The sequence below is a fragment of the Arthrobacter sp. Soil736 genome, from assembly GCF_001428005.1.
In the GTDB taxonomy this organism is placed as follows: domain Bacteria; phylum Actinomycetota; class Actinomycetes; order Actinomycetales; family Micrococcaceae; genus Arthrobacter.
In genome coordinates this window covers 267,084-291,817 of the sequence record NZ_LMSB01000023.1, presented here as the reverse complement: position 1 = coordinate 291,817, position 24,734 = coordinate 267,084, and the positions used below count along the sequence as shown (strand labels likewise).

Here is a 24,734-nt window from a genome sequence, read left to right as displayed (position 1 = left end):
CACGCATCCGCCACCGTTGATCTCCGCCGCGGGCAGATCTAGATTTATTTCATCAACCGATGAATTACTCGCCGGAAACCTTCCGGTGCGGCCGGAGGCGGAACATGGGTAGTCAAAACGCTCCGGGCCCGGCTTCGGGCCTGGCCTCCGGCTCTGGGAACGGCACCGCCGGCCCCTCCGTGGAATCCGCGGGCCTCCACGTCCGCCGCAGCGGGACCCACATACTGCGCGGCCTCGATTTCACCATTCCACCGGGCAGGATCACCGGGCTGCTGGGCCCTTCGGGAAGCGGCAAGACCACGCTCATGCGGGTCCTCGTCGGTGTTCAGCGCATATCCGCCGGCACTGTTCATGTGCTCGGCAGGCCAGCGGGCCATCCCCGCCTCAGGCACGAGGTTGGCTACGTCGCCCAGTCCCCCAGCGTGTACACGGACCTGAGCGTCGAGTCCAACGTGCGCTACTTCGGCGCCATGCACGGCCGGAACCGCAGCGACGCCGCCGAGGCGATTGCCGCCGTCGGCCTGGAACAATTGGCAGGGCGGAAGACCGGCGACCTTTCCGGCGGAGAGTTCAGCCGGGTGTCCCTGGCGTGCGCCCTGGTATCGGGGCCCAGGCTGCTGATCCTTGATGAGCCCACGGTGGGCCTGGATCCGGTGCTCCGCGCCGAGCTGTGGGACCGCTTCCGCGTCATGGCCGACGCCGGGACCACACTGTTGGTTTCCAGCCATGTCATGGAGGAAGCCAGCCACTGCGCCTCGCTCCTGCTGCTCCGGGAGGGCCTGCTGCTTGCCCAGCTGACGCCGGCCGAGCTCAGCAGGCGGGGCGGCAGCGAGGACCTGGAGAGGGCATTCCTCAACATCATCCGCAGCGCGAAGAGTGGGGTGGCGCCATGAACTTCCGGATGATGCTGGCCACGGCGGGCCGGGTGCTGGACCAGCTCCGGCACGACCGGAGGAGCATCGCCTTGATTCTCGTGGTTCCGGCGTTGCTGCTGACGGCCGTCTACTTCCTTTTCGAAAATGAAGCACTGCCCGCCGGAGTCCCGCGAACCTTTGACCGGGTGGGACTGATGATGCTGGCGATATTCCCGTTCGTGGTGATGTTCCTGGTGACCTCCATAACCATGCTCAGGGAACGCACGTCCGGGACCCTTGAGCGGCTCCTGACCACTCCCATCCACAAGGCGGACCTGCTGTTCGGTTACGCCTTGGCGTTCTCGGTCATGGCCGCACTGCAGTCACTCGTGGCCACGGCGGTTGCCTACTGGATCTTCGGTCTCGACATCAAGGGCAGCCCTGGCCTGGTGGTGATGGTGGCTGTGGTCAACGCGGTGCTGGGCGTGGCACTGGGTCTGTTCTGCTCGGCTTTTGCCCGGACCGAGTTCCAGGCCGTGCAGTTCATGCCCGTGGTGGTGGTGCCGCAGATCCTGCTCTGCGGACTCTTTGTGGCGCGCAGCCGGATGAACGGCTTCCTGGAGGCCGTCTCCAGCATGCTTCCGCTGACGTTCTCGGTGGATGCGCTGCACGAGATCGCCGGCAACAGCACGGCCACGGCCGCAATGTGGCAGGACGTCGGAGTCATGGCGTCCGTGGTCCTGACGGTGCTGGTCCTGGCGGCGCTGACCCTGCGGCGGAGCACGCCGTGACGGAACGGCGCGGACGGCGTTCCGCGGGCAGCGAAGGATCCCGTGACCAGATCCTGGCTGCTGCGCGCGGGCTCTTTGCCGAACAGGGCTTCGAGGGCACCAGCCTGAGGCACGTGGCCCGCAAAGCCGGCGTGGACCCCGCCATGGTCCATCACTTCTTCAGCGGCAAGGATGAGCTGTTCGCCCAGAGCGTGGGGCTGCCAGCCGATCCCGCGCAGGTCTTCGCGGGAGTGGCGGCCTTCGAACCCGCCCAACGTGCCGAAGCCATTGTCCGTGCGCTGCTGCGCCTTTGGGACAGCCCGGCACAGCACAGCCTGCTTGCCTTCGTCCGCGGCACCATCGGTTCCACGGCCAAGACTGCGCTCCTCAGGGATCTGGTGGCCCGAACTGTGCTGCCCCGGATCCTGGCCGGCGTCCCCGGAACGGCCGAGGAAGTGGCCATGCGTGGAAACCTGATGGGCAGCCAGCTCGTGGGGCTCGTACTGGTCCGCTACGTGGTCAGGCTCGAGCCGCTGGGCTCGGCGTCGCAGGACGACGTAGTCCGGCTCGTTGCGCCGAACATCCAGCGTTACCTGACGGGAACGCTTTGAAGGTGGTCAGAACAGAACGGTGGCGAACGTCCCGACCTGGCGGAAGCCGACCCGTTCATAGGTGGCGCGGGCGCGGGAGTTGTAGTCGTTGACGTAGAGGCTGGTGATCGGCGCTATCTTCTGGGCCAGCAGCACCACGGCCGCCATGTAGCCCGCACTCAGGCCGAGCCCGCGGTAGCTGGGGTTCATCCACACGCCCTGGACCTGGGTGACTTCCGACGTCACTGCCCCGAGCTCGGCCTTGAACACCACCTCGCCGTCGCTCAGGTGGACCAGGGAATGCCCCTGGCGGATCAGCCCGGCCACCCTTCGGCTGTAGAAGTCGCGTCCGCCCAGGTATGGCGAGTAGCCCACTTCCTCCTCGAACATTGCCGCGCAGGCGGGGAGGATCGTATCGAAGTCGGCGTATTGGCCGAACCCCAGCTGCCAGTTGGGTTCAACGGCCGGCGGTCCGGCAATGGTCATGAGCGGCTGGTCCGGCCGCACCTCGTGTGCCGCGTGGCCGAGCTGCTCCAGATGAGTGTGCAGGGCAAGGACCGTGTGTGCCGGGCCGAAGATCGAGGCATACCGGCGCCCGGAACGGTGGGCCGCGGCGGCCACTGCCCCGGTGAACCCGGGATCAAGCTGGACGGGAACCAGGTTGGCGCCCGCCCAGCAGGCACCCACGAGCAGGCCGTCATCAAAGACACCCAGGACGTTGGCGCCGCCGGGAGTCGGCGCGGCCGTTCCGGTGGATTCCAGGTGCGCAAGGATGAAGACATTCGCCACGGGGTCCGCGCCGGCCAGCTCGCGCAGTCCGGCCGTGTCCGCGGCGCCGAGTACCCGGACGGTCACACCGTCCGGGTCGGTTCCGTCCTTATGAGACGCTAACCACGGGGCTACCCTTGACAGCATCTTCGCCATCGGCCTCCCCCATCTCTTCCGCGATACGCATGGCCTCTTCGATCAGTGTCTCAACAATCTGGCTCTCGGGAACAGTCTTGATGACCTGGCCCTTCACAAAGATCTGGCCCTTGCCGTTGCCGGAGGCAACGCCCAGGTCCGCTTCCCGTGCTTCGCCCGGGCCGTTGACGACGCAGCCCATGACGGCGACGCGCAACGGGATCTCCATGCCCTCGAGTCCGGCGGTCACCTGTTCGGCCAGCGTGTACACGTCCACCTGCGCGCGTCCGCACGACGGGCAGGAGACGATTTCCAGCTTGCGCGGACGCAGGTTCAGCGACTGGAGAATTTGGTTGCCCACCTTGATCTCCTCGACCGGCGGGGCGGACAGGGAGACGCGGATGGTGTCGCCAATGCCGCGCGAGAGCAGCGCGCCGAAGGCCGTTGCGGACTTGATGGTGCCCTGGAAGGCGGGACCGGCCTCTGTCACACCGAGGTGCAGCGGCCAGTCACCCTTCTCGGCAAGCATCTCGTAGGCTGCCACCATGATGACGGGGTCATTGTGCTTGACCGAGATCTTGAAGTCGTGGAAGCCGTGCTCCTCGAAGAGGGAAGCTTCCCAGACGGCCGATTCAACCAGGGCTTCCGGCGTGGCCTTGCCGTACTTCTTCAGGATGCCCGGCTCGAGGGACCCGGCGTTGACGCCGATGCGGATGGACGTGCCGTGGTCCTTGGCGGCCCTGGCGATTTCCTTGACCTGGTCATCGAACTTGCGGATGTTTCCGGGGTTGACGCGCACGGCGGCGCAGCCGGCCTCGATGGCCGCGAAGACGTACTTGGGCTGGAAGTGGATGTCCGCGATGACCGGGATCTGGGATTTGCGGGCGATGATCGGCAGCGCCTCGGCGTCATCTGCCGACGGGCAGGCCACGCGGACAATGTCGCAGCCGGACGCCGTCAGTTCCGCGATCTGCTGCAGCGTGGCGTTGATGTCCGTGGTGGGCGTGGTGGTCATCGACTGCACACTGATGGGCGAATCGGAACCGACGCCCACGGAGCCGACTTTGATCTGGCGTGTCTTGCGGCGGGGGGCAAGGACGGGCGGCGGTGCGGATGGCATTCCCAGGCTGACCGAGGTCACGTGGACTCCTTGTATCGAAGGTCGGTAGGCGGGGCGGCTAGGCTGCGTGCTCGGCCAGGAGGCCGATCAGCGGCGCCCACGCGGTGGTACGTGTGCCGGAAATGACGCCGGCTGCCGCGAACGGGTCCTGCCGGAGGATCTCGTTCAGCGCGTTCTCGTCGTCCGCCTTGAAGATGAGCAGTGCGCCCGCGCCGTCACCGTAGGGGCCGCTCGCCAGGATGGTCCCCTCATCCGCCAGCCCGGCGGTCCATTCGCGGTGGGCCGGACGGCTGGCGTCGCGGGCTTCGGAGGACTCGGCGTCGTATACGTACTCAACAGCAAAAACAGTCATACAGATACCCTATCCCGCAGCCGGCCTACCCGAGGAGCACGACCTTCGTGAAAGCGGCGACACCGGCCGCCCACAGCATGGAGGCCAGGGTCCCGATGATGAAGCGCTCGGCCGCAACCGGGGTCTCCTTCAGCTCGGCGAAGCGGCCCAGGCCCTTGATGGCCACCACGTAGGCAATGGCGACGGGCTGCCCTCCGAGAATGGCGAGACATACGGCCAGGCGCTCCAGCACCCCGATGATCGCCCCGCCCCGGAGGATGCGCACCGTGGGCGCTGCCGCCGTCGCTGCACCGTCCACCGTAATATCGCCGTTGACGGTGTTTTTACGGCCCGCGCTTTCACGGTTCACGTGTTCAGGGTCCACGTTTTCAGGGTCAACAGTGACGTCGGCCGACGGATCATCGGCTGCGTCCCCGCCGCCAGCGACGGCGTCGGCTTTGTCGTCGATGGTCCGGGCCAGCCTGAACACCAGCGCTGTCACGGGCCAACCTACGAAACCGGCCGTCAGCAGTGCTGCGGCGATCCAGAGTGCGTTCAACGTTCTCCTCGGTTGCTTGCGTCGGGGCTGACGGTGTCGGGGATCAGCCCATGGGCGGTTGCCAGCAGCATTTCCGCCGCGGGCCTCGCCGCCCATTCTTCCTGCCATCCGGACCTGAGGATGGCCCGGCTCACCGACTGGTCGCTGATTCCCAGCTCCCTGGCGACTTGTTTCTGTAATCCGTGCCGGCCGGGATCACGCTCGTTTTTGGCGCGGAGCGCATCCACCACCCTCCATTGGGCTTCGGTCCGCTCCCGGACCAACCGTCCGATGAGCCGCAGCACAGCCTCCGCGTTGGCGCAGGCCCTAACCCCGGCATCACGGCCGGCGGCATTACGGTTCCCGGCGACACCGCCCGCGGAGGCGGGCAGGCCGCGCTGGACGCCCCCGGAGACCACCGCCAGGGGGACATGGCCGGCCGCGGCCTTCGCGCGGTCCACGGCCTGGCGTGCCGCAACGAAGGCGGCTCCCGATCCTTCGCGGGGGCTGGCCGGCGACGGCAGGTTCACCGGCCCGACGCCGATGCCCACGTACCAGAGGCCGCTTCGCAGGGCGTGCAGGGCCACGTCCACCACAGCCGCAGGCTCGTCCAGGACGCCCTGGACTTCGTCGCCCACCGAGCGCTCGAAGCGTGCACTGGAGAACGGCTTCAGGCCCTCGAGGAATTCGGGCACCCTGTCAATGTCTGTGCTGCTGCCCCGCTGGTCGATGGTCATGACGTACATGCATCAACCTTAGGCGGCTCATCTTCTAACATCAATCATTTTCAGCTGATTATTAAAAATCAGCCAAAAAGAGGTGAAATTCTAATATCAGCGCCTGACGGGTGCTAACCGAAGAGGTTCACCGGTTTCACGATGTCCGCATAGATCAGCAGCGCGCCCATGCCCATCAGGAGCGCGGCCACCACATACGTCGCAGGCAGCAGCTTGGCGATGTCAAAGGCGCCGGGATCCGGTTTGCCGAAGAGCTTGGCCACGCGCCGCCGGGCAGCTTCGTACAGCGCTCCGGCGATGTGTCCGCCGTCGAGCGGCAGCAGGGGCACCAGGTTGAAGACCGCCAGCGCGAAGTTCAGGCCGGCCAGCAGGCCCACCAGGGCTGCGAGCCTGGACTGGGCAGGAACCTCTTCCATGGCGGCAACTTCGCCGGCCACCCGGCCCACGCCGACCACGCTGATGGGACCGTTCGGGTCCCGGGGCTCCTCGCTGAAGGCAGCCTTCGCCACCCCGGCCACGCGGGCCGGGAGATTGAGTATGACGCCGGCAACCTGCTTGATGTTCTCCCCCGCCATGGGCAGGACGGTCGACGCCGGCTGCGGCACCAGCGCGGTCTGCGCACCGATGCCCAGGAAGCCGACGTCCTGGTACATCAGGTTCCCGGCGTCGTCCCTGGCCTGGCGGCCGTCGGCGCCGACCACCGGCCGCGCCGAAAGCACGGGAGTCACGGTGGTGGTGACGGGCGAACCGTTCCGCTGCACGGTGATGCTGACTTCCTTGCCGGCTGAGGCGCGGATCCACCCTGTCAGCTCATCCCAGCTGGTCACGGCCTTGCCGCCGAAGGAGGTGATGACGTCGTTGGGCTTGAGTAGCGCGGCCGCGGCAGGAGTCAGCTTGCAGTCGGCCGAGTCCGGATCGACGGTCTCCCCCGCCTTCACCTGGCACTTGGAGACATCGGCGATGGTGGTTGTGGGCTCGGCCAGGCCGAAGCCCATGAGCATCACCGCGGTCAGCACCAGGCCGATCAGGAGGTTCATCGCCGGACCGCCGAGCATGACAATGATCTTTTTCCAGACCGGGAGCCGGTAGAACACACGGTTCTCGTCCCCGGGGCCCACTTCCTCATGGGCCATGGAGCGGGCCTCGGTGGCCAGCGTCTGGAACATGCCGGTGCTGGAGGGACGGACGGAGCCGTCCTCCTTGTTGGGCGGGTACATGCCGATCATCGACACGTAGCCGCCGAGCGGCAGCGCCTTGAAGCCGTATTCAGTCTCGCCCTTTTTCGTGGACCAGACGGTGGGGCCGAAGCCGATCATGTACTTGGTGACGCGCACTTTGAAAAGCTTGGCCGGCAGCAGGTGGCCCACCTCGTGCAGGGCGATGGAGACCGCGATGCCGACGGCCACAAAGACGACACCAATAATGAAGAGAATGACGGGACTCATGCTTTCGATCTGCTGCTTCCTAGAAACTTCTCACTGCTAAACGTTCGTGCGTGCGTGCACGTGCCCACTTTTCAGCATCCAGCACGGACTCGACCGTTAGCACGGAGGAACCCGGGTGTTCGCTGAGAACGGCTTCGATAGTGTCCACGATGTCCGTGAACCGGATCCGGCCCGCATGGAACGCCATCACGGCCTCCTCGTTGGCGGCATTGAACACGGCCGGGTAGGTGCTTCCCTGCTTCGCCGCATCCTTGGCAAGGCCGACTGCCGGGAAAGCGCTGACGTCCAGCGGCTCGAACGTCCAGCTGGTTGCCTGCGTCCAGTCGCAGGGTGTGGCCGCCTGCGGAACGCGGTCCGGCCAGCCCAGCCCGAGCGCGATGGGCAACCGCATGTCCGGCGGGGAGGCCTGGGCGATGATGGAGCCGTCCACAAACTGGACCATGGAATGGACCACGGACTGCGGATGGACCACGACGTCGATCCTGTCCAGCGGGATGTCGAAGAGCAGGTGGGCCTCGATCACCTCGAGCCCCTTGTTGACCAGGCTGGCGGAGTTGGTGGTGACCATCAGGCCCATGTCCCAGGTGGGGTGGGCGAGGGCTTCCGCCGGGGTGACGGCCGACAACTGCTCGCGGGTCCGGCCGCGGAACGGCCCGCCCGACGCCGTCAGGATGAGCCTGTCCACTTCGGAGGCGGAGCCTGAACGCAGGCACTGGGCAATGGCCGAATGCTCCGAATCCACCGGCACGATCTGCCCTTCAGCGGCAGCGGCCTTGACGAGGGTGCCGCCCACGATCAGCGATTCCTTATTGGCCAGCGCCAGCGTGGCCCCGGATTCCAGGGCCGCCAGCGTCGGCGCCAGGCCGATGGATCCGGTGATGCCGTTGAGCACCACGTCCGCTTCCACGGCGGCGATTCGGGTGGAGGCGTCGGGGCCGGTGATGATCTCCGGACGGTACCCCGCCAGCCCGGCTGCCCGGGCGGCGTCGTCGATCAGGTCCCGGAGACGGCGGGGATCCCCCTGGGCCATGCCCACCGCGGCGGCCTTCGTGTGCACGGCCTGCCGCGCGAGGAGTTCCGGGTTGCCGCCGCCGGCGCTCAGCGCCACTACCTCGAAAAGGTGCGGGGCGCCGTCGACGACGTCAATCGCCTGGGTGCCGATGGAACCGGTGGATCCGAGGAGGACGATTCTGCGCGGCTGGCCTGCCGCTGGACGGCCGGCTGGACGGCTGGAGCCCGAAGTCTGCATGGCTTAAGTATCCCGCACCGCGGGCCGCCTCCGGACGGGCGGGGTGGATCCGGACTAGCTCACCGTGAGTTCCAGCACGCCCTTGGACACGGTGGATACCGCGCCGGCGTACGCGATCACGACGACGATCTTCCGGACGAAGCCCGGCTGCACCCTGCCCGAGAGCAGGTCACCGGCGACGATTCCGAGGATCATGGCGGCAAGGATGCCCAGCCACTGCCAACCCTCCAGGGCCGGAAGGTGGCCGCCGGAGAACAGGTATTTGCACAGCAGCGAGGACAGCCCCGTGGTGATGAAGTAGGGCTGCAGGGTGGCGCCGAAGCCTCTTTGCTCCCAGCGCGTGACGATGGCATACGCCGTGATGGCCGGACCGCCGACCCCGGCGGCCGCGTTCATGAGCCCGCTGGAAAATCCCAGCGCCATCATCGGAGCCGGGCCGCTGGCCCGCCATGGGCTGCGGTTCAGCCGCTGCGAAGCCATCAGTCCCAGGATCAGCAGGACTCCGATGCAGATCTCCAGCGGAGCCTCGGGGACGTGGCTGGCCAGCCAGGCGCCGGGCACCACCCCGGTCAGCGCGGAAGCGGCAAGGCCGAAGTAGCGCCGCCACTCGACGTGCCGCCAGACCCGCGACAGGATCAGCAGCGATGACGCCGCACCGCAGAGGTTGATGATCATCACGCCGTCGAACGGCCCCAGGAGCACCACGAGGACCGGTGACACCAGGAGGCCGAAGCCCAGTCCGGCCAGTCTTTGCGCCAACGCCCCCGCGACAACCACGATGAGCACCAGAGCAAACATGGTTCGATCCTAGTGCCGCGCGGGACTTAGCCCACACCGGCGCGGGGGCCTCCCCCGGGCTGCCTTGACGGGTTTACCGGCAGGCGTAACGTGGAACCGTGGACTGGGCTTCCTGGTTCGACGCGCCGGACTACGAATTCGCCCGGCAGGTATTGCAGCGCGGCGTCGCCGCGCTCTATTTCGTTGCGTTCCTGTCAACCCTGAACCAGTTCCCTGCGCTGCTCGGCGAGCGCGGACTCCTTCCCGTCCCGGACTACCTGGAGGGGTTCAGCAGGCTGCAGCGGCCCACGCTCTTCCGCTGGCGTTACTCGGACCGGCTGCTCCGCGCCGTCTGCGGGACGGGGCTTGCCATCTCCGCCGTCCTGGTTGCGGGACTTCCGCAGACGGGGCCCCCGTGGCTGCCGATGATCGCTTTCCTGGCGCTGTGGCTGCTGTACATGTCGATCGTCAACGTGGGGCAGACGTTTTACGGCTTCGGCTGGGAGATGCTGATCCTCGAGGCGGGCTTCACCGTGGCTTTCCTGGGGTCAGACCAGACAGATCCGCCCCGGACCATCCTGCTCCTCGTGGCGTGGCTGGTGTTCCGGCTGGAGTTCGGCGCGGGCATGATCAAGATCCGCGGCGGCCGGGAGTGGCGGGACCTTACGGCCCTGTATTACCACCACGAGACCCAGCCCATGCCGGGTCCGCTGAGCCGGCAGGCGCATCTCCTGCCGAAGCCCTTTCACCGGCTGGAGGTGCTGGGCAACCATTTCGCCCAGCTCGTGGTGCCCTTCTTCCTGTTCGCTCCGCAGCCGGTGGGAAGTGCCGCAGCAGGCATCATCATCTTCACGCAGCTGTGGCTCGTGGCCAGCGGCAATTTCGCGTGGCTGAACTGGATCGCGATTGTGCTGGCCTTCGCCGCAGTCAGCGATCCCGTCGCCCACGCAGTTTTGCCGGTCATTCCGCTGGACTGGCAGGCGGCCGGCGGCGGGCAAACGCCGCTGTGGTGGCTCATTCTCACGCTCGCGGTCACGGTGCTGCTCCTGGTGCTCAGCTACTGGCCGGTCCGCAACCTGTTCTCACACCATCAGCTGATGAACGCCAGCTTCAACCGCTGGCAGCTCGTCAACACGTACGGCGCGTTTGGCACGGTCACGAAGCAGCGGATCGAGGTGGCCGTGGAGGGCACCAGGGACGACGATCCCGACGAGTCGGCGGACTGGCGGGAGTACGAGTTCAAGGGCAAGCCCGGGGACGTGCGCAGGCTGCCGCGCCAGTGGGCCCCGTACCACCTGCGGCTCGACTGGCTGATGTGGTTCCTGCCCCTGCGCACCGTGCACGAGGAGTGGTTCTACGCGTTCCTGGAAAAACTGCTGAAGGCGGACAGGACGGTACTGCGCCTGCTGCGCGAGGATCCGTTCGACGGCGAGCGCCCCCGCTGGGTGCGCGCCCGGACCTACCTGTACCGCTTCGCCAGCCGGGCCGAGTTCCGTGAAACGGGCCAGCGCTGGATCCGGACGCCGCTGTATGAGGCCATCCCGCCCCTTTCCCTCCGGCGCGGGGGCTGACCGGGCAGTCGTGTGAGGAAAAGGCGGCGCTAGCGGGCCTTGCGGAGCGTCGCTTCGGCGTGCTTGAGGATGGGGCCGTCAATCATCCTGCCGTGGAACTGGAACACGCCTGTCCCGGCGGCGCGGGCGGCCTCCAGGAGTTCCCTGGCCGCAGCCACCTCATCCACCGACGGCGCATAGGCGGCACGGACGGCAGCCACCTGGCTGGGATGGATGCAGGCTTTCGAACTGAAGCCGGACGCCACGGCGTCCCTTGCTTCCTCACCCAGCCCGTCAAGGTCGGGGATGTTGACGTAGACGGCGTCCACCGCCTCCTTGCCGAAGGCGCCCGCAGCCAGGAGCACCGAGGAGCGGGCGTGCAGCGCCACGGCGCGGTAGCCGCCGTCGTCCTTGCGGCTGGACGTCCCGCCAAGGGACGCGAGCAGGTCCTCGGCGCCCCACATGAGCGCCACGACGTTCGGGGCGGCGGCGATGGCCGGCGCGTTGACGATGCCGGCCGCAGTTTCGCACAGCGCGATCACGTGGAAGCCGTCCAGCGCCCGGAGCTGCTCGGCGCTTTCCGTCTTGGCGAGCATCACGGTGCGGTAGGGCGTGTGGGCCAGGCAGTGCAGGTCTATTTCGAAGTCCTCCGTGCCCGCCGGGTTGATCCGGATGATGGTCCGGCTGGGATCGAGCTCCGGCCCCTCGCCGGAGCTGCCGAGCTGGGCAAGGATGGCCCCCCGGGCCCGTTTCTTGTCCGGGGCCGCCACCGCGTCCTCGAGGTCGACGATCACGGCGTCCGAGCGCTCGGCGGCCTTCTGGAAACGCTCGGGGCGGTCAGCAGGGCAGAAGAGCAGGGCCGGGCCCATCACGAAAGTCATACAGCTATTGTCCGATTATTTTTCCGTCTGCGCCTGCATATGCGCCTCCCGCGTCCACATCAGGCAGCTGCGCGTCGCGAGGGCCACCGCCGCACCGTCCTGGTTGCGGCCGGTGTGCTTCATGGTGACGACCCCCTGGCCGGGCCGCGACCCGGAGAGCCGCTTGCCGGTGATGACGGTCTCGGTGTAGAGGGTGTCGCCGTGGTACAGCGGAGCGGGAAAGGACACATCGGTCAGGCCCAGCTGCGCGATGATGGTGCCCTGCGTCAGCTGCGTGACGGACTGCCCGACGACGGTGGCCAGGGTGAACATGGAGTTCACCAGCCGCTGGCCGAACGGCTGCCCCGCGCTCCACGCCGCGTCAAGGTGCAGCCCCTGCGTGTTCATGGTCATGGTGGTGAAGAGGACGTTGTCGGTCTCGGTGACCGTCCGGCCCGGACGGTGCGCGTACACCACGCCTTCCTCGAGCTCCTCGAAGTACAGGCCGCGCTGTTCAACAACGCGGGGGCTGCCGGTGGTTGAGCTTGTCGAAACCCCGTCAGCGCTCTGTTCAGGGTTCGCCGTCATACGGTCAGTTCCTGGTCTTCCTCGAGAAGTTCGACGCCGGTGGCCGCGGCGACGTCCTCGATCGAGACGTTCGGCGCGAGCTCGCGCAGCACCAGCCCGTCCGGCGTCACGTCGATCACGGCGAGGTCCGTGATGATGCGGTCCACGCAGCCCTTGCCCGTGAGCGGCAGCGTGCACCGCTCCACGATCTTCGGCCGGCCGTTCCGGTCCACGTGCTCCATCATCACGATCACCTTCTTGGCACCGAAGACCAGGTCCATGGCGCCGCCCATGCCCTTGACCATCTTGCCCGGGATCATCCAGTTGGCGAGGTCCCCGTTGGCGGCGACCTCCATGGCGCCGAGCACGGCCACGTCCACATGGCCGCCCCGGATCATGCCGAAGGACAGCGACGAGTCGAAGAAGGCCGCGCCCTTGTTGACCGTGACGGTTTCCTTGCCGGCGTTGATCAGGTCCGGGTCCACTTCGTCTTCGCCGGGGTAGGGGCCGACGCCCAGGATTCCGTTCTCCGAATGCAGGACCACCTCCACGCTGGCGGGGATGTAGTTCGGGATCAGCGTGGGCATCCCGATGCCCAGGTTGACGTACTGGCCGTTGCTGAGTTCCTGGGCCACACGCGCCGCAAGCTCGTTGCGCGTCCACCCCTTGCCCTCCGGATGGGACGAGGCGGCACGCCGGTACTCGTGACGGACGGCTTCGGGGCGGGGCGGGGCCCCCTGCGAGCTGTTCGACTCCATGGCTACGCTCCTGCCTGTTCGGTGGTGCCGGCTGCGGACTGTGCCGAGAGTGCGACCGTCCTCTTTTCGATGCGCTTCTCGATCTCGGGCGCGAGCACGACACGCTGGACGAAGATGCCGGGCACGTGGATGTGTTCGGGATCCAGCTCCCCCGGCTCCACCAGTTCCTCGACCTCGGCGATGGTGACCTTGCCCGCCATGGCACAGAGCGGGTTGAAGTTCATCGCCGTGGCGTGGAAGACCAGGTTGCCGTGGCGGTCGCCCTTCCACGCGTGTACCAGGCCGAAGTCGGGCGTCAGGGACTCTTCGAGAACGTAGTCCACGCCGCCGAAGCTCCGCACCTCCTTGGGAGCGGAGGCGATCGCGATGCTGCCGTCGGCGTCGTACTTCTGCGGCAGTCCGCCGTCAGACACCTGGGTGCCCACGCCCGCCTTCGTGTAGAACGCCGGGATGCCGGCACCGCCGGCGCGCAGCTTCTCCGCCAGCGTGCCCTGCGGGGTAAGGACCACTTCGAGCTCGCCGGAGAGGTACTGCCGGGCGAACTCCTTGTTCTCCCCGACGTACGAGCTGACGGTGCGGCGGATCCGGCCGTCCTTGAGCAGGATGCCGAGCCCCCAGTCGTCCACGCCGCAATTGTTGCTCACGGTTTCCAGGTCCTTGGCGCCGCGGTCGTGCAGGGCGTCAATGAGGGCCACCGGGATCCCGCACAGGCCGAACCCCCCGACGGCGAGCGACGCGCCGTCGTGAATGTCCGCGACCGCTTCGGCAGCGCTGGCAACAACCTTGTCAATCATCGTTGATCCTTTCAGGCCGGCTACAGTCCGAGTTCCCGGGCGATCAGCATCAGCTGGACCTCCGTGGTGCCCTCACCGACTTCAAGGATCTTGGAGTCCCGGTAGTGGCGTGCCACGGTGAATTCGTTGATGAAGCCATAGCCGCCGAACACCTGGGTGGCGTCCCGCGCGTTGTCCATGGCTGCCTCGCCTGCGACCATCTTAGCGATGGCCGCCTGGGTCTTGAACGGCTTGCCGGCGAGCATCCTGGCGGCCGCATCGTAGTAGGCCAGCCGGGCGGTGTGGGCGCGTGCCTGCATGCGGGCAATCTTGAAGGAGATGGCCTGGTACTTGCCGATGTTGTGGCCGAAGGCCCTCCGGTCCTTGGCATAGCGGACCGAAAGATCCACGCAGCCCTGGGCCGCGCCGGTGGCCAGCGCCGCGATGGCGATGCGGCCTTCGTCAAGGATGGACAGGAAGTTGGCGTAGCCCCGTCCCCGTTCACCCAGGAGGTTGGCCTCGGGAACGCGGACGTCCTTCAGCGTCAGGGGATGCGTATCGGAGGCATTCCAGCCCACCTTGTTGTACGCCTTCTCGGCCTTGAAGCCGGGCGTGTCGGTGGGCACCAGGATGGTGGAGATTTCCTTCTTGACGCTGCCGTCCTTGCGTTCGCGCTGGCCGGTCACGGCGGTCACGGTCACCAGCCGGGTGATGTCCGTCCCGGAGTTGGTGATGAATTCCTTGTTGCCGTTGATGACCCAGTGCCCGTCTTCCAGCCTGGCGGTGGTCTTGGTGCCGCCGGCGTCCGAGCCCGCCTCTGGTTCGGTCAGCCCGAAGCCTGCGAGCGCCTTTCCGGACGCAAGCAGCGGCAGCCATTCCTCCTTCTGGGCCTCGGTGCCGAAGCGGAAGACGGGCATGGCACCCAGGGAAACGCCCGCTTCCAGCGTGATGGCCACGGACTGGTCCACCCTGCCGAGCTGTTCCAGCGCGAGGGCCAGGGCGAAGTAGTCCCCGCCCATGCCGCCCGATTCTTCCGGGAACGGCAAGCCGAACAGGCCCATGTCCGCCATCTGGGAGACAACCTCGTAGGGGAAGCTGTGCTCTTCGTCGTGCTTGGCCGAGACGGGCGCGACGACCTCGTCGGCAAATTCCCGGACGGTGTTGCTGAGGTCCTGGTATTCCTCGCTGAGCTCAAAATCGGCCATAGCTAGGCTTCCTTACGTTCATTGGTTGGATCTTGGATTGGGGATTCTGAAGAGCCGGCGGGCGGCTCGGCGTGGATCGTGGCGAGCACCTGGTCCGCTTTCACCAGGTCACCGGTCTTCGCGCTGATGTGCACGGTTCCGGCCACTTCGGCCACGAGCTGGTGCTCCATCTTCATCGCTTCCACGGAGAGCAGCACTTGCCCGGCTTCCACGGTGTCGCCGTTGTGCACGGAGACTGACACGACAGTCCCGGGCATGGGTGAGCGGACTTCCGGATCGGCCACACCCTCTTCCCGCTCAATGGCGGCCAGCACGCGAGCGAGGCGGGATTCCCTGGTGAGGACGTCGAGTCCGCAGGACCATCCGCCGTTCCCCACGAAGACCTGCTGCGGACGCCCTTCCCGCGGGTGGTCCTCCCAGTAGGAGCCCAGCGCGAAGGTGTGTTCCTGCCCGTCGACGTCAAAGTCGATGGACTGGCTGGCCAGAGCCAGGACCAGGACCTTGTGGTCCGGTCCGTCGTTGACGCGGACCAGCGCGTGGCCGAGGCCCTGGTCGCTCAGCCACGTCACGGCCACGGTGGCCACGGCCCCGCCGGGAAGGCCGAAGCTCATCCGCCAGGGTGCGGGAGTGCCCAGCCGCCAGCCCCGGCCGGTGTTCCAGGGCGACGCCACGCCGGCCGGCGCCTCGTGAAGGACCCAGAACGGGAGGGCCGCGGCGATGAACTCGGTGTCGCCGGCGCTCCGGAACGTGAGGTCCGGCATCTTGCGGTCGATCAGGGTCGTGTCGAGGCGGCCGGCGCGGACGTCGTCGTCGTTGATCAGGAGCCGCAGGTATTCCACGTTGGTTCCGACCCCCAGGACGGTGTACCGCTCCAGCGCCGTGTCAAGCTTGTCGAGCGCCGCCTTGCGGTCCGGACCCCACGCGATGACCTTGGAGAGCATGGGATCGTAGTCGCTGGAAATTTCCAGGCCGGGCTGCAGCGAGGAGTCGATGCGGATGTGCGGGTCCGCGGAGGCAGGGGCGAAGGAATCCAGGTCGGCCAGGGCCGTAAAGGTGGTGCCCCGTTCGTCGAGCAGGACCACCTCACCGGAGGACGGCAGGAAGTTCCGCTCGGGGACCTCCGCGTAGACGCGCGCTTCTGCGGCGTGGCCGTTAAGCACGACGTCGTCCTGCGCCACGGTGAGCACCTCACCGGCGGCGATGCGCACCTGCCACTCCACGAGGTCCACCCCGGTGACCATTTCAGTGACCGGATGCTCCACCTGCAGGCGCGTGTTCATCTCCATGAAGAAGAACTCGTCCGGGGCATTGTCCGAGACGAGGAACTCCACGGTGCCGGCGCCCGTGTAGTGGACGCTGCGGGCCGCCTGGCATGCCGCCTCGCCGATCCGTGCCCGGGTGGCTCCGCTGTCGGCCAGTGATTCCAGGAGCGGCGACGGCGCTTCCTCGATCACCTTCTGGTGCCTGCGCTGCAGGGAGCACTCGCGCTCCCCCAGGTGGATGACGTTCCCGTGCGTGTCGGCGAGCACCTGCACTTCGATGTGCCGCGGGGCCATGACCAGTCGTTCCAGGAAGAGGGTGTCGTCGCCGAAGGCACTGGCCGCGACGCGCCGGGCGGTGGCCAGCGTTGCCGGCAGGTCCTCCGGCCGTTCCACCACGTGCATGCCCTTGCCGCCGCCGCCCGCGGACGGCTTGATGAGCAGGGGGTACCCCACGCCCGCGGCGGCGGCGATCAGGTCGCCGTCCGTCAGCCCCGGTTCGGCGATGCCCGGGACCACCGGGACGCCGTATCCGGCCACGTGGTTCTTGGAGCGGATTTTGTCTCCCATGACCTCCAGGGATTCGACGCCGGGGCCGATGAAGGCGATGCCGGCGGCCTCCAGGGCACGGGCGAATTCGACGTTCTCGCTCAGGAAGCCGTAGCCGGGGTGCACCGCCTGGGCGCCGGTGTCCTTGCAGGCCCTGATGATCGCCTCGATCTTCAGGTAGCTTTCGGCCGCGGCGGCGGGACCGATCCGCACGGCGAGGTCCGCCTCCCGCACGTGGCGGGCGTCGGCGTCGGCGTCGCTGTAGACGGCAACCGAACGGATGCCCATGGCGTGCAGCGTCCTGATCACCCGGCAGGCGATCTCGCCGCGGTTGGCCACGAGGACCGTGTGGAACAGATTGGTATTGGCCGGATTGGTCTCAGTTGCATTGGTCATGGCCGGCTCACATCCGGAAGAGGCCGAAGGAGGTCTCCGGCAGCGGGCTTCGGGAGACGACGTCGAGCGCCAGCCCCAGGACAGTGCGGGTGTCCGCGGGATCGATGACGCCGTCGTCCCAGATGCGGGCGGTGGAATAGTAGGGGCTCCCCTGATCCTCGTACTGCTGCCTGATGGGAGCCTTGAAGGCTTCCTCGTCCGCTGCGGACCACTCCTGCCCCGCAGCCTCGTACTGGTCGCGCTTCACCGTGGCCAGCACGCTCGAGGCCTGGTTGCCGCCCATCACGGAGATGCGGCTCGCGGGCCACATCCACAGGAACCGCGGGGAATAGGCCCTGCCGCACATCGAATAGTTTCCGGCACCGAAGGATCCACCGATCACGACGGTCAGTTTCGGCACGCGGGCGGTGGCGACGGCGGTCACCATCTTGGCGCCGTTCTTGGCGATGCCGCCCTGTTCGTAGTCCTTGCCCACCATGAAGCCGGAGAGGTTCTGCAGGAAGACCAGCGGGATGCCCCGCTGGTCGCAGAGCTCGATGAAGTGGGCACCCTTGAGCGAGGACTCGCTGAAGAGCACGCCGTTGTTGGCCACGATGCCCACGGGATGCCCGTGCAGCTTCGCGAAGCCTGTCACCAGGGTGGTGCCGTAGTTCTTCTTGAATTCGTGGAACCGGCTGCCGTCAACGAGGCGGGCGATGACCTCGCGGACGTCATACTGCGCGTTGACGTCGGTGGGGACGGCGCCGTAGAGCTCCGCGGGGTCCACTACCGGCTCGACGGCGGTGTCCACGGCCCAGGCGGGCGCCGCGGGCCGGCGCAGGGTGGAGACGATGTCCCGGACGATCTGCAGGGCGTGTTCGTCGTTTTCCGCCAGGTGGTCCGTGACGCCGGAGATCCTGGAGTGGACGTCTCCCCCGCCGAGTTCCTCGGCCGTGACGATCTCGCCGATTGCGGCCTTCACCAGCGGCGGCCCGCCCAGGAAGATCGTTCCCTGGTTGCGGACGATGACCGTTTCGTCGCTCATGGCCGGGACGTAGGCGCCGCCGGCGGTGCAGGAGCCCATGACGGAGGCAATCTGGGGAATCTTGGCCGCGGACATCTTGGCCTGGTTGTAGAAGATCCGCCCGAAGTGCTCCTTGTCCGGGAAGACCTCGTCCTGCTTGGGGAGGAAGGCTCCGCCGGAATCCACGAGGTAGATGCACGGCAGCCGGTTTTCCAGCGCGATCTCCTGGGCCCGCAGGTGCTTCTTCACGGTCATGGGATAGTAGGTGCCGCCCTTGACGGTGGCGTCGTTGGAGATGACCAGGACCTGGCGCCCGTGGACCAGCCCGATGCCCGCGATCACGCCGGCGCCCGGCGAATCGTCGTTATACATGCCGTTGGCTGCCAGCGGGGCAATCTCAAGGAAGGGGCTGCCGTCGTCCAGGAGCTGGTTGATCCGCTCCCTCGGAAGGAGCTTGCCCCGTGCCACGTGGCGCTCGCGGGATTTCTCCGGCCCGCCCAGGGCCGCCGTGGCGAGCCGCTTCCGCAGTTCGCCTGCGAGCGCCTCCTGAGCGAGGCTGTTGGCCGTAAAGGCCTCGCTGGTGGCGTCCAGCTTGCTGGCGAGTGTCTCCATTGACCGCTTCCATTCCTTGGCCGGCCCGAATCCCCGCCGGGCCCGGCCACTTTCGGTTAGTGCCGTGTAACTGAGATTTAGGTTAGTCTCTATTAACTGTGATGTCCAACACATGGATGAGTTGCTAGAGTTTGCAGTTTCGAGGAGGAAATGTGCAGATCACGGAGCATGGCCAGCTTGCGGAAAGCAGCGACGCCGCCCTGCCCGCCCCGCCGGACCAGGGTGCCGCGCCCAACCGTGCGACGCAGCGCAGCCGGGCCAAGGAGACGCGCAGGCAGGCCCTGCTGTCCGCGGCCGCCTCCCTCTTCGCCGCCAACGGCTTCAACCGCGTCTCCCTTGAGGACCTTGGTGCCGCCGCGGGGGTGAGCGGCCCTGCCGTGTACCGCCATTTCCCCGGGAAGCAGGCAGTGCTGGGTGCCCTGCTCCTGACGGTCAGCCAGGACCTGCTCGACGGCGGCCGGCGCGTTGTTGCCGACGCCGCCGACCCCCTCGCAGCGCTGGGCCGGCTGGTTCAGTTCCACGTTGACTTTGCGCTCAGCAATCCGGACGTGATCCGGGTCCAGGACAGGGACTTCAGCAACCTCACCGACGAGGACCAGGCTCATGTCCGGGCACTGCAGCGCAGCTATGTGGAGCTCTGGGTGGACGTTCTGGCGGGGATCCACGACGCAACGGACACGGCCGACCTCCGGATGCGCGCCCATGCAACCTTCGGACTGATCAACTCCACGCCGCACTCGGTCCGCAGCCACGGCCGGAGGATGGCCATCAAGTCGGCAAGGCCGCTGCTGGAGAACATGGCACTGGCAGCCCTGACGGCGCCCGGCGCTCCCGAGACCGACGCCGACTGAGCCGGCCCGCCGCTGATTGAGCCCGCCGAAATCGGGCTTCGACAGGCTCAACCAGCAGACGCTAGACCATCGCGAGCGCCATGCCCGGGTCGGCCAGGAGGGCTCCGATGTCCGCCAGGAACCGGGACCCCTGTTCGCCGTCCACCAACCGGTGATCGAAGGACAGGCTCAGGGTCATGACCTGCCGCAGCGCGACCTGGTCCTGGTACTCCCATGGCATCTTCCGCACCGCGCCCATGGCCAGGATGGCGGCCTCGCCCGGATTGAGGATGGGCGTGCCGGCGTCGATCCCGAAAACACCGATGTTGGTGATGGAGATGGTGCCGCCGGAAAGCTCCGCCGGGCTGGTCTTGCCAGCCCTGGCCGTCTCTGTCAGCCCGGTCAGCGCCGTGGACAGCTCGGCCAGCGTCATCCGGTCCGCGTCCTTGATGTTGGGAACCGTCAGGCCGCGCGGGGTGGCCGCCGCAATCCCCAGGTTCACGTAGTTGAACTGCACGATCTCCTGGTTGGCTTCATCCCACTTGGAATTGAGGGTCGGATTGCGTCGCAGGGCGATCAGGGCAGCCTTGGCCACGAGGGTCAGCGGCGTCAGCTTCAGCCCGGCAAAGGCCTTGCTCGCCTTCAGCCTGGCCAGCAGCTCCATGGCCGGAGTGACGTCCACGGTCAGGAACTCCGTGACGTGCGGCGCGGTGAACGCGCTGGAGACCATGGCCGCCGCCGTGAACTTGCGTACCCCCTTGATGGGCGTGCGCACTTCGCGTTCACCCGGCCGTGCGGACGGAACTTGACCCTGCGCCTGACCGGCTTCGCCCGCCAGCTCCTGGGCCGCAGCCGGAAGCTCGCCGCCGCCCACGAAGTTCCGCACATCATCGCGGGTAATCAGCCCGCCGGGGCCGCTGCCGGTGACAAGCTCCAGGTCCACACCAAGGTCCTTCGCCAGCTTCCGCACAGGCGGAGTGGAGCGGGGGCGCTCGCCGGTCAGTGGTTCGGCGGGCGCGGTTTCGACAAGCTCAACCAGCGGTTCGGCTTGCTTCGTTTCGACACGCTCAACCGGTGGCGCGGCGGCGAATGCGCGCGGCCGGCGGGCAGGCCGACCGGTTGCTTCGACGACGGCGCCATACCCCACGAGGTTCGGTTCCCGCTTGGCGGCGGGCGACTCAGCCGCACCGCCGGCGGCGGTCTGCGCGCCGGCGTCGCCCTCCACTTCGAAGGAGACGATCGGCTTGCCCACCTCCACCACCGTGCCCGGCTGCTCGTGCAGGGCAGTGACCACGCCGGCAAACGGGGAGGGCAGCTCCACGACGGCCTTCGCCGTTTCCACTTCGGCAATGATCTGGTTGAGGCTCACGGTATCGCCAACATTCACCTTCCAGCTGACGATTTCGGATTCGGTGAGGCCTTCGCCGAGATCGGGCAGCCGGAATTCCTTGATCATGGTGGCGATCATCCTTCCAGCCCGCTCAGCGAGTTCGGCCGGCCAAGCGCCCGGTCAACGCCGTCGAGGATCCTGTCCAGGCTCGGAAGGTGGTGCATCTCCAGCTTGGAATACGGATACGGCACGTCGAAACCCGTGACGCGCACAGGAGCAGCCTCCAGGTAGTAGAAGCAGCGCTCGGTGATACTGGCGGCGACCTCGGCGCCCAAGCCTCCTGACTGCCCCGCCTCGTGGGTGATGACAAGCCTGCCGGTCTTGCGGACCGAGGCCTCCACCGCCGCATAGTCCACCGGTGCGAGGGAGCGAAGATCAATGACTTCGATGGAAATTCCCTCATCCGCTGCGGCAATGGCGGCGTCCCGGGCGGTCTTGACCAACGGACCGTACGCCACCAGCGTGACATCCCGCCCGTCCGTGATGACGCGGGCCTTTTCCAGGGGCAGCGCGCTGCCCGGGTCCAGGGTCTCATCGACGTCGCCTTTGTCGTGGTAGCGGCGTTTAGGTTCGAAGTACAGCACGGGGTCATCGCAGGAGATGGCCTGCTGGATCATGGTGTACGCGTCCTGCGGGCTGGAGGGGCTGACCACCCGCAGGCCGGAGGTGTGCGTGAAGTAGGCCTCCGGAGACTCGGAGTGGTGCTCGGGTGAACCGATTCCGCCGCCGAACGGGACGCGGACGGTGATCGGCATTTTGACGGCGCCCTGGGTGCGGTAGTGCGTCTTGGCGACCTGGCTGACGATCTGGTCGAACGCCGGGTAGATGAAGCCGTCGAACTGGATCTCCACCACCGGACGGTAGCCGCGGTACGCCAGGCCGACGGCGGTGCCCATGATGCCCGATTCGGCCAGCGGGGTGTCCACAACGCGGTGCTTGCCAAAGTCCTTCTGCAGACCGTCGGTAACACGGAAGACACCGCCGAGGGCGCCGATGTCCTCCCCCATCAGGATCACCTTGGGATCGTTTTCGAGGGACTTGCGCAGGCCCGAATTGATGGCTCGGGCAAAGGTCATCTGCGTCATCAGCGTGCACCTTCTTCAGAAGCGGCTTCTGCGGGATCGCCGAAGGAAGCCAGGTAGCGGGAGTAATGGTCCTGCTGGCGGTCCAGCCAGGAGTTAGGCGTGCTGTAAACGTGCTTGAAGATATCCAGCGGCTGCGGCTCGGGCATGTTGATGGTGCCGGCCCGGAGTTCCTTGGCCACGGCGTCGGCTTTCGCGGCGACGGCGGCCTCAAGGTCCGCGGTCAGCAGTCCCTTGCGGTCCAGCAGCGACTTCATCCTGCTGATCGGGTCCTTGGCGGCCCAGTCTTCGAGCTCGTTGGCATCCCGGTAGCGGGTGGGGTCATCCGCCGTCGTGTGCGGGCCCATCCGGTAGGTCACGGCCTCGATAAAGGTGGGCCCGCCGCCGTGCCGGGCGCGGTCCAGGGCAATGCGGGTGGCCGCCATGACGGCGAGGACATCGTTGCCATCGACCCTCATGCTGGGGATGCCGAAGCCTGAGGCGCGGTCCGCAAGGTGGATGTGGGACTGCAGCCGGACGGGCTCCGAGATGGCCCAGTGGTTGTTCTGGCAGATGAAGACCACCGGGGCCTGGAAGCTCGCGGCGAAGACCATGGCTTCGTTGACGTCGCCCTCGCTCGTGGCGCCGTCGCCGAAGTAGGCCACGGCGACGCAGTCGGCGCCGTCGTTCTGGATGCCCATGGCATAGCCCGTGGCGTGCAGGCTCTGCGAACCGATGATGATCTGCTGCGTGGCGACGTTGACAGTGAACGGGTTCCAGCCGGCGGAGGCGTTGCCCCGCCAGGCTCGGACAAGGTCCTCGGGTTTCACTCCCCGGCAGTAGGCGACACCGTTGTCGCGGTAGCTGGGGAAAACAAAGTCGTCTTCACGCAGCGTTCGTGCCGAGCCGATCTGCGCCGCTTCCTGGCCCAGCAGGGGCGGCCAGAGTGCCAGCTCGCCCTGCCGCTGGAGGGCGGTGGCTTCAGCATCGATACGGCGGATGACCACCATGTCCTCGTAGAGCGAGCAAAGCTGCTCGTCGCTGACGTCCTGGAGCCAGGGATCAAACTCCGGATGGCTGATGCGCTCACCCGCCGGAGTGATGAGCTGGACGAGATCGCCGCCCGTCCGCCTCGCTGAATTCTCACTGTTTCCGGGGCCCCCGGCGGCAATGCCGCCTTTGCCCGCGTCGTCGGTAAACACAGTTGTACGCACCTTCTGACGTCGTCTGACCGGAACTCGCAGGACTCGTGATCCCGCGGCGCGCCAGCCGCCCGGGCGCCGTTGCCCCGGATAATTGTGACCATACTCACAATGCTCATCGGGTACAACTACCAATAAAAATCTTGAGCATTATGCACTGTTTGGACCTCGCATACCGTGCTAATCTTGCGCATTATGCAACCTCTGGATGGCACTGACACCCGCCTGCTTTCAGCCATGGCCCGCGATCCGCGCAGGACGGTGGTGGCACTGGCCCAAAAGCTGGGACTGTCACGGAACACGGTCCAGGCGCGGATGGCCCAACTCGAGAAGAAACACGTCTTCCTCTCCTTCGAACGCCGCATCAACCCGGTGTCACTGGGCTACCCCCTGATGGCCTTCATCTCGGTGCACGTCCAACAGCAGAAACTGGGCCAGCTCGCCGAAGAGCTGGCGAGCGTTCCCGAGATCCTGGAGGGCTATGGCCTGACGGGCTCGGCGGACCTTCTGCTCCGCGTGGTGGCACTGGACGCCGAAGACCTCTTCCGGATCAACGGAAAGATCCTCGCGTGCGACGGCGTGGACAGGACGGATACAGCCCTGGCCATGGGCGAACTGATTCCGTTCCGGATCCAGCCCCTCCTGGACCGTGGTTCCGCAGCCGAATGACGCCGGATTTCCGCCCGCCGCTGCCCGCTCAGCGACCGCTATAGGATATTGCCACGTGATTCCACGTGAAATGACTCGTGAAATGACCGGGCGCCCACAGTGGCCCCAGTACCCAGGCGCGCCGGTGTGTGTCGGTTGCCGGAAAGGCTCCACTTGAGCAACCCTCAGGACCCGTATCAGCCCGGCCAGCAACCATATGGCCAGCAGTCCCGCAGCCGCCAGCCGCTCCCTCCCGCCCCGTTCGGGCTGCCGGGCCAGCCTCCGGCCAGGAGCCGCAAGGGCCTCTGTATTGTCGTGGGGATTGTTGGAGGCGTCCTGCTGCTGGTGGTCGTCGGAGTGCTGCTGATCCTGAATCTCGTGGGCGGAGCCACGCGTAAAGCCTCTGACCTTGCGGACGACTTCACCAGGCTGGTTATCGCCGGGGAGACGGACAAGGCCTACAACGACTTCATGGACCCGGCGCTCAAAGAGCAGCTGACAAAGGAGGATTTTGCCTCCGGCGTCGAGAGCCTCAAGCTTGACCCGACCTGCACCACGGCGTACGACGACCTCAAGGTCAGCTCCGAAAGCGGAACCAACATCGCTGACGTGACCGGGGTCATCAAATGCGAGGGCAAGGACATCGAACTCGTCTACCGCTTCACCGGCAAGGACGAGCTGAAGATGGTCAACATCAGGCTCAAGCCGAAGGGCTGACCGCCGCCCACCCATCCACGGGCCCCGGCGGTCCGAATTG

At 66.9% G+C, this 24,734-nt stretch carries 25 protein-coding genes; 7 read left to right on the top strand and 18 right to left on the bottom strand.

Annotation, left to right across the window (positions count from 1 at the left end; all coding sequences use genetic code 11):
- The first annotated feature begins 104 nt into the window (after window positions 1-104).
- Genes ASG92_RS14700 through ASG92_RS14690 form a run of 3 tightly spaced genes read left to right on the top strand, consistent with a single transcriptional unit; the run spans window position 105 to window position 2,235 of the window.
- Complete coding sequence (locus ASG92_RS14700; protein WP_082579508.1) at window positions 105-893, top strand: ABC transporter ATP-binding protein; 789 nt, start codon at window positions 105-107, stop codon at window positions 891-893.
- A gap of 8 nt (window positions 894-901) precedes the next feature.
- Window positions 902-1,645 carry an ABC transporter permease gene (locus ASG92_RS14695; RefSeq protein ID WP_056629572.1) on the top strand — a complete coding sequence of 248 codons (744 nt, stop codon included), beginning with the start codon at window positions 902-904 and terminating at the stop codon, window positions 1,643-1,645.
- Complete coding sequence (locus tag ASG92_RS14690) at window positions 1,642-2,235, top strand: TetR family transcriptional regulator (protein ID WP_056629571.1); 594 nt, start codon at window positions 1,642-1,644, stop codon at window positions 2,233-2,235. The genes ASG92_RS14695 and ASG92_RS14690 overlap by 4 nt, the downstream gene beginning before the upstream one ends.
- Window positions 2,236-2,241: 6 nt before the next feature.
- Here ASG92_RS14690 and ASG92_RS14685 read toward each other — a convergent pair whose 3' ends face one another.
- The 8 genes from ASG92_RS14685 to ASG92_RS14650 form a co-directional block, all read right to left on the bottom strand.
- Window positions 2,242-3,129: a GNAT family N-acetyltransferase gene (locus ASG92_RS14685; protein ID WP_056629569.1), complete on the bottom strand. Its 888-nt coding sequence runs from the start codon at window positions 3,127-3,129 to the stop codon at window positions 2,242-2,244.
- On the bottom strand, window positions 3,092-4,258 hold the full coding sequence (gene ispG / locus ASG92_RS14680) for a flavodoxin-dependent (E)-4-hydroxy-3-methylbut-2-enyl-diphosphate synthase (protein ID WP_056629568.1): 1,167 nt from the start codon (window positions 4,256-4,258) through the stop codon (window positions 3,092-3,094). The genes ASG92_RS14685 and ispG overlap by 38 nt, the downstream gene beginning before the upstream one ends.
- 37 nt (window positions 4,259-4,295) lie before the next feature.
- Window positions 4,296-4,589 carry a YciI family protein gene (locus ASG92_RS14675; RefSeq protein ID WP_056629566.1) on the bottom strand — a complete coding sequence of 98 codons (294 nt, stop codon included), beginning with the start codon at window positions 4,587-4,589 and terminating at the stop codon, window positions 4,296-4,298.
- A gap of 25 nt (window positions 4,590-4,614) precedes the next feature.
- The gene (locus ASG92_RS14670; protein ID WP_056629565.1) at window positions 4,615-5,127 is read right to left on the bottom strand and encodes a hypothetical protein; all 513 of its coding nucleotides are present in this window, start codon (window positions 5,125-5,127) and stop codon (window positions 4,615-4,617) included.
- Window positions 5,124-5,852 carry a hypothetical protein gene (locus ASG92_RS14665; RefSeq protein ID WP_056629563.1) on the bottom strand — a complete coding sequence of 243 codons (729 nt, stop codon included), beginning with the start codon at window positions 5,850-5,852 and terminating at the stop codon, window positions 5,124-5,126. The genes ASG92_RS14670 and ASG92_RS14665 overlap by 4 nt, the downstream gene beginning before the upstream one ends.
- Window positions 5,853-5,956: 104 nt before the next feature.
- Entirely contained in the window at window positions 5,957-7,288 is a 1,332-nt protein-coding gene (locus ASG92_RS14660; RefSeq protein ID WP_056629560.1) for a site-2 protease family protein, read from the bottom strand.
- A gap of 19 nt (window positions 7,289-7,307) precedes the next feature.
- Window positions 7,308-8,537, bottom strand: a complete 1,230-nt coding sequence (gene dxr, locus ASG92_RS14655) for a 1-deoxy-D-xylulose-5-phosphate reductoisomerase (protein WP_056629558.1) — start codon at window positions 8,535-8,537, stop codon at window positions 7,308-7,310.
- 54 nt (window positions 8,538-8,591) lie between these two features.
- Complete coding sequence (locus ASG92_RS14650; RefSeq protein ID WP_056629556.1) at window positions 8,592-9,335, bottom strand: sulfite exporter TauE/SafE family protein; 744 nt, start codon at window positions 9,333-9,335, stop codon at window positions 8,592-8,594.
- Window positions 9,336-9,433: 98 nt separating this feature from the next.
- Here ASG92_RS14650 and ASG92_RS14645 point away from each other — a divergent pair, with 98 nt between their 5' ends.
- A complete protein-coding gene (locus ASG92_RS14645) occupies window positions 9,434-10,885 on the top strand; it encodes a lipase maturation factor family protein (RefSeq protein ID WP_056629554.1) in 1,452 nt (483 codons plus the stop codon).
- Window positions 10,886-10,914: 29 nt separating this feature from the next.
- On the opposite strand, the gene ASG92_RS14640 is transcribed toward ASG92_RS14645, so the two are convergent.
- The 7 genes from ASG92_RS14640 to ASG92_RS14610 are packed head-to-tail and all read right to left on the bottom strand — an operon-like array spanning window position 10,915 to window position 18,846.
- On the bottom strand, window positions 10,915-11,745 hold the full coding sequence (locus tag ASG92_RS14640; protein ID WP_056629552.1) for a CoA ester lyase: 831 nt from the start codon (window positions 11,743-11,745) through the stop codon (window positions 10,915-10,917).
- Window positions 11,746-11,760: 15 nt separating this feature from the next.
- Window positions 11,761-12,312 (bottom strand): MaoC family dehydratase, encoded by a 552-nt coding sequence (locus ASG92_RS14635; RefSeq protein WP_200951974.1) that lies wholly within the window; start codon window positions 12,310-12,312, stop codon window positions 11,761-11,763.
- On the bottom strand, window positions 12,309-13,049 hold the full coding sequence (locus ASG92_RS14630) for a CoA transferase subunit B (RefSeq protein ID WP_056629550.1): 741 nt from the start codon (window positions 13,047-13,049) through the stop codon (window positions 12,309-12,311). Before ASG92_RS14630 ends, ASG92_RS14635 begins: the two co-directional genes overlap by 4 nt.
- Window positions 13,050-13,051: 2 nt before the next feature.
- Window positions 13,052-13,843, bottom strand: coding sequence for a CoA transferase subunit A (locus ASG92_RS14625; RefSeq protein WP_056629549.1), 792 nt, complete (start codon window positions 13,841-13,843; stop codon window positions 13,052-13,054).
- Between the two features lie 20 nt (window positions 13,844-13,863).
- Window positions 13,864-15,027 (bottom strand): acyl-CoA dehydrogenase family protein, encoded by a 1,164-nt coding sequence (locus ASG92_RS14620; RefSeq protein WP_056629547.1) that lies wholly within the window; start codon window positions 15,025-15,027, stop codon window positions 13,864-13,866.
- Window positions 15,028-15,029: 2 nt separating this feature from the next.
- A complete protein-coding gene (locus tag ASG92_RS14615; RefSeq protein ID WP_056629545.1) occupies window positions 15,030-17,231 on the bottom strand; it encodes a biotin carboxylase N-terminal domain-containing protein in 2,202 nt (733 codons plus the stop codon).
- A gap of 7 nt (window positions 17,232-17,238) precedes the next feature.
- Window positions 17,239-18,846 (bottom strand): carboxyl transferase domain-containing protein, encoded by a 1,608-nt coding sequence (locus tag ASG92_RS14610; protein WP_056629543.1) that lies wholly within the window; start codon window positions 18,844-18,846, stop codon window positions 17,239-17,241.
- 200 nt (window positions 18,847-19,046) lie between these two features.
- Between ASG92_RS14610 and ASG92_RS14605 the strand changes: the two genes are divergently transcribed.
- Window positions 19,047-19,697 carry a TetR/AcrR family transcriptional regulator gene (locus ASG92_RS14605; protein ID WP_056629682.1) on the top strand — a complete coding sequence of 217 codons (651 nt, stop codon included), beginning with the start codon at window positions 19,047-19,049 and terminating at the stop codon, window positions 19,695-19,697.
- A 61-nt stretch (window positions 19,698-19,758) separates the two neighbouring features.
- Here the strand turns inward: ASG92_RS14605 and ASG92_RS14600 are convergent, their stop codons facing one another.
- From ASG92_RS14600 to pdhA, 3 genes are read right to left on the bottom strand one after another with little or no spacing between them, the layout of a single operon-like run.
- Entirely contained in the window at window positions 19,759-21,132 is a 1,374-nt protein-coding gene (locus tag ASG92_RS14600) for a dihydrolipoamide acetyltransferase family protein (protein WP_082579514.1), read from the bottom strand.
- An 8-nt stretch (window positions 21,133-21,140) separates the two neighbouring features.
- Window positions 21,141-22,151, bottom strand: a complete 1,011-nt coding sequence (locus tag ASG92_RS14595) for an alpha-ketoacid dehydrogenase subunit beta (protein ID WP_056629539.1) — start codon at window positions 22,149-22,151, stop codon at window positions 21,141-21,143.
- Window positions 22,151-23,329: a pyruvate dehydrogenase (acetyl-transferring) E1 component subunit alpha gene (gene pdhA, locus ASG92_RS14590; protein ID WP_056629537.1), complete on the bottom strand. Its 1,179-nt coding sequence runs from the start codon at window positions 23,327-23,329 to the stop codon at window positions 22,151-22,153. The genes ASG92_RS14595 and pdhA overlap by 1 nt, the downstream gene beginning before the upstream one ends.
- Window positions 23,330-23,524: 195 nt before the next feature.
- Between pdhA and ASG92_RS14585 the strand changes: the two genes are divergently transcribed.
- On the top strand, window positions 23,525-23,998 hold the full coding sequence (locus ASG92_RS14585; RefSeq protein ID WP_056629535.1) for an Lrp/AsnC family transcriptional regulator: 474 nt from the start codon (window positions 23,525-23,527) through the stop codon (window positions 23,996-23,998).
- A 153-nt stretch (window positions 23,999-24,151) separates the two neighbouring features.
- Window positions 24,152-24,694, top strand: a complete 543-nt coding sequence (locus ASG92_RS14580) for a hypothetical protein (RefSeq protein WP_240987139.1) — start codon at window positions 24,152-24,154, stop codon at window positions 24,692-24,694.
- Window positions 24,695-24,734 lie beyond the last annotated feature (40 nt).

Excerpts from the sequence above, each read along its gene's own strand:
- ASG92_RS14700 (WP_082579508.1), top strand. The coding sequence starts at position 105 with ATGGGTAGTCAAAACGCTCCGGGCCCGGCTTCGGGCCTGGCCTCCGGC.
- ASG92_RS14695 (WP_056629572.1), top strand. The coding sequence starts at position 902 with ATGATGCTGGCCACGGCGGGCCGGGTGCTGGACCAGCTCCGGCACGAC.
- ASG92_RS14685 (WP_056629569.1), bottom strand. The coding sequence starts at position 3,129 with ATGCTGTCAAGGGTAGCCCCGTGGTTAGCGTCTCATAAGGACGGAACC.
- ASG92_RS14675 (WP_056629566.1), bottom strand. The coding sequence starts at position 4,589 with ATGACTGTTTTTGCTGTTGAGTACGTATACGACGCCGAGTCCTCCGAA.
- ASG92_RS14665 (WP_056629563.1), bottom strand. The coding sequence starts at position 5,852 with ATGTACGTCATGACCATCGACCAGCGGGGCAGCAGCACAGACATTGAC.
- ASG92_RS14660 (WP_056629560.1), bottom strand. The coding sequence starts at position 7,288 with ATGAGTCCCGTCATTCTCTTCATTATTGGTGTCGTCTTTGTGGCCGTC.
- dxr (WP_056629558.1), bottom strand. The coding sequence starts at position 8,537 with ATGCAGACTTCGGGCTCCAGCCGTCCAGCCGGCCGTCCAGCGGCAGGC.
- ASG92_RS14650 (WP_056629556.1), bottom strand. The coding sequence starts at position 9,335 with ATGTTTGCTCTGGTGCTCATCGTGGTTGTCGCGGGGGCGTTGGCGCAA.
- ASG92_RS14640 (WP_056629552.1), bottom strand. The coding sequence starts at position 11,745 with ATGACTTTCGTGATGGGCCCGGCCCTGCTCTTCTGCCCTGCTGACCGC.
- ASG92_RS14635 (WP_200951974.1), bottom strand. The coding sequence starts at position 12,312 with ATGACGGCGAACCCTGAACAGAGCGCTGACGGGGTTTCGACAAGCTCA.
- ASG92_RS14630 (WP_056629550.1), bottom strand. The coding sequence starts at position 13,049 with ATGGAGTCGAACAGCTCGCAGGGGGCCCCGCCCCGCCCCGAAGCCGTC.
- ASG92_RS14625 (WP_056629549.1), bottom strand. The coding sequence starts at position 13,843 with ATGATTGACAAGGTTGTTGCCAGCGCTGCCGAAGCGGTCGCGGACATT.
- ASG92_RS14620 (WP_056629547.1), bottom strand. The coding sequence starts at position 15,027 with ATGGCCGATTTTGAGCTCAGCGAGGAATACCAGGACCTCAGCAACACC.
- ASG92_RS14615 (WP_056629545.1), bottom strand. The coding sequence starts at position 17,231 with ATGACCAATGCAACTGAGACCAATCCGGCCAATACCAATCTGTTCCAC.
- ASG92_RS14610 (WP_056629543.1), bottom strand. The coding sequence starts at position 18,846 with ATGGAGACACTCGCCAGCAAGCTGGACGCCACCAGCGAGGCCTTTACG.
- ASG92_RS14600 (WP_082579514.1), bottom strand. The coding sequence starts at position 21,132 with ATGATCAAGGAATTCCGGCTGCCCGATCTCGGCGAAGGCCTCACCGAA.
- ASG92_RS14595 (WP_056629539.1), bottom strand. The coding sequence starts at position 22,151 with ATGACGCAGATGACCTTTGCCCGAGCCATCAATTCGGGCCTGCGCAAG.
- ASG92_RS14585 (WP_056629535.1), top strand. The coding sequence starts at position 23,525 with ATGCAACCTCTGGATGGCACTGACACCCGCCTGCTTTCAGCCATGGCC.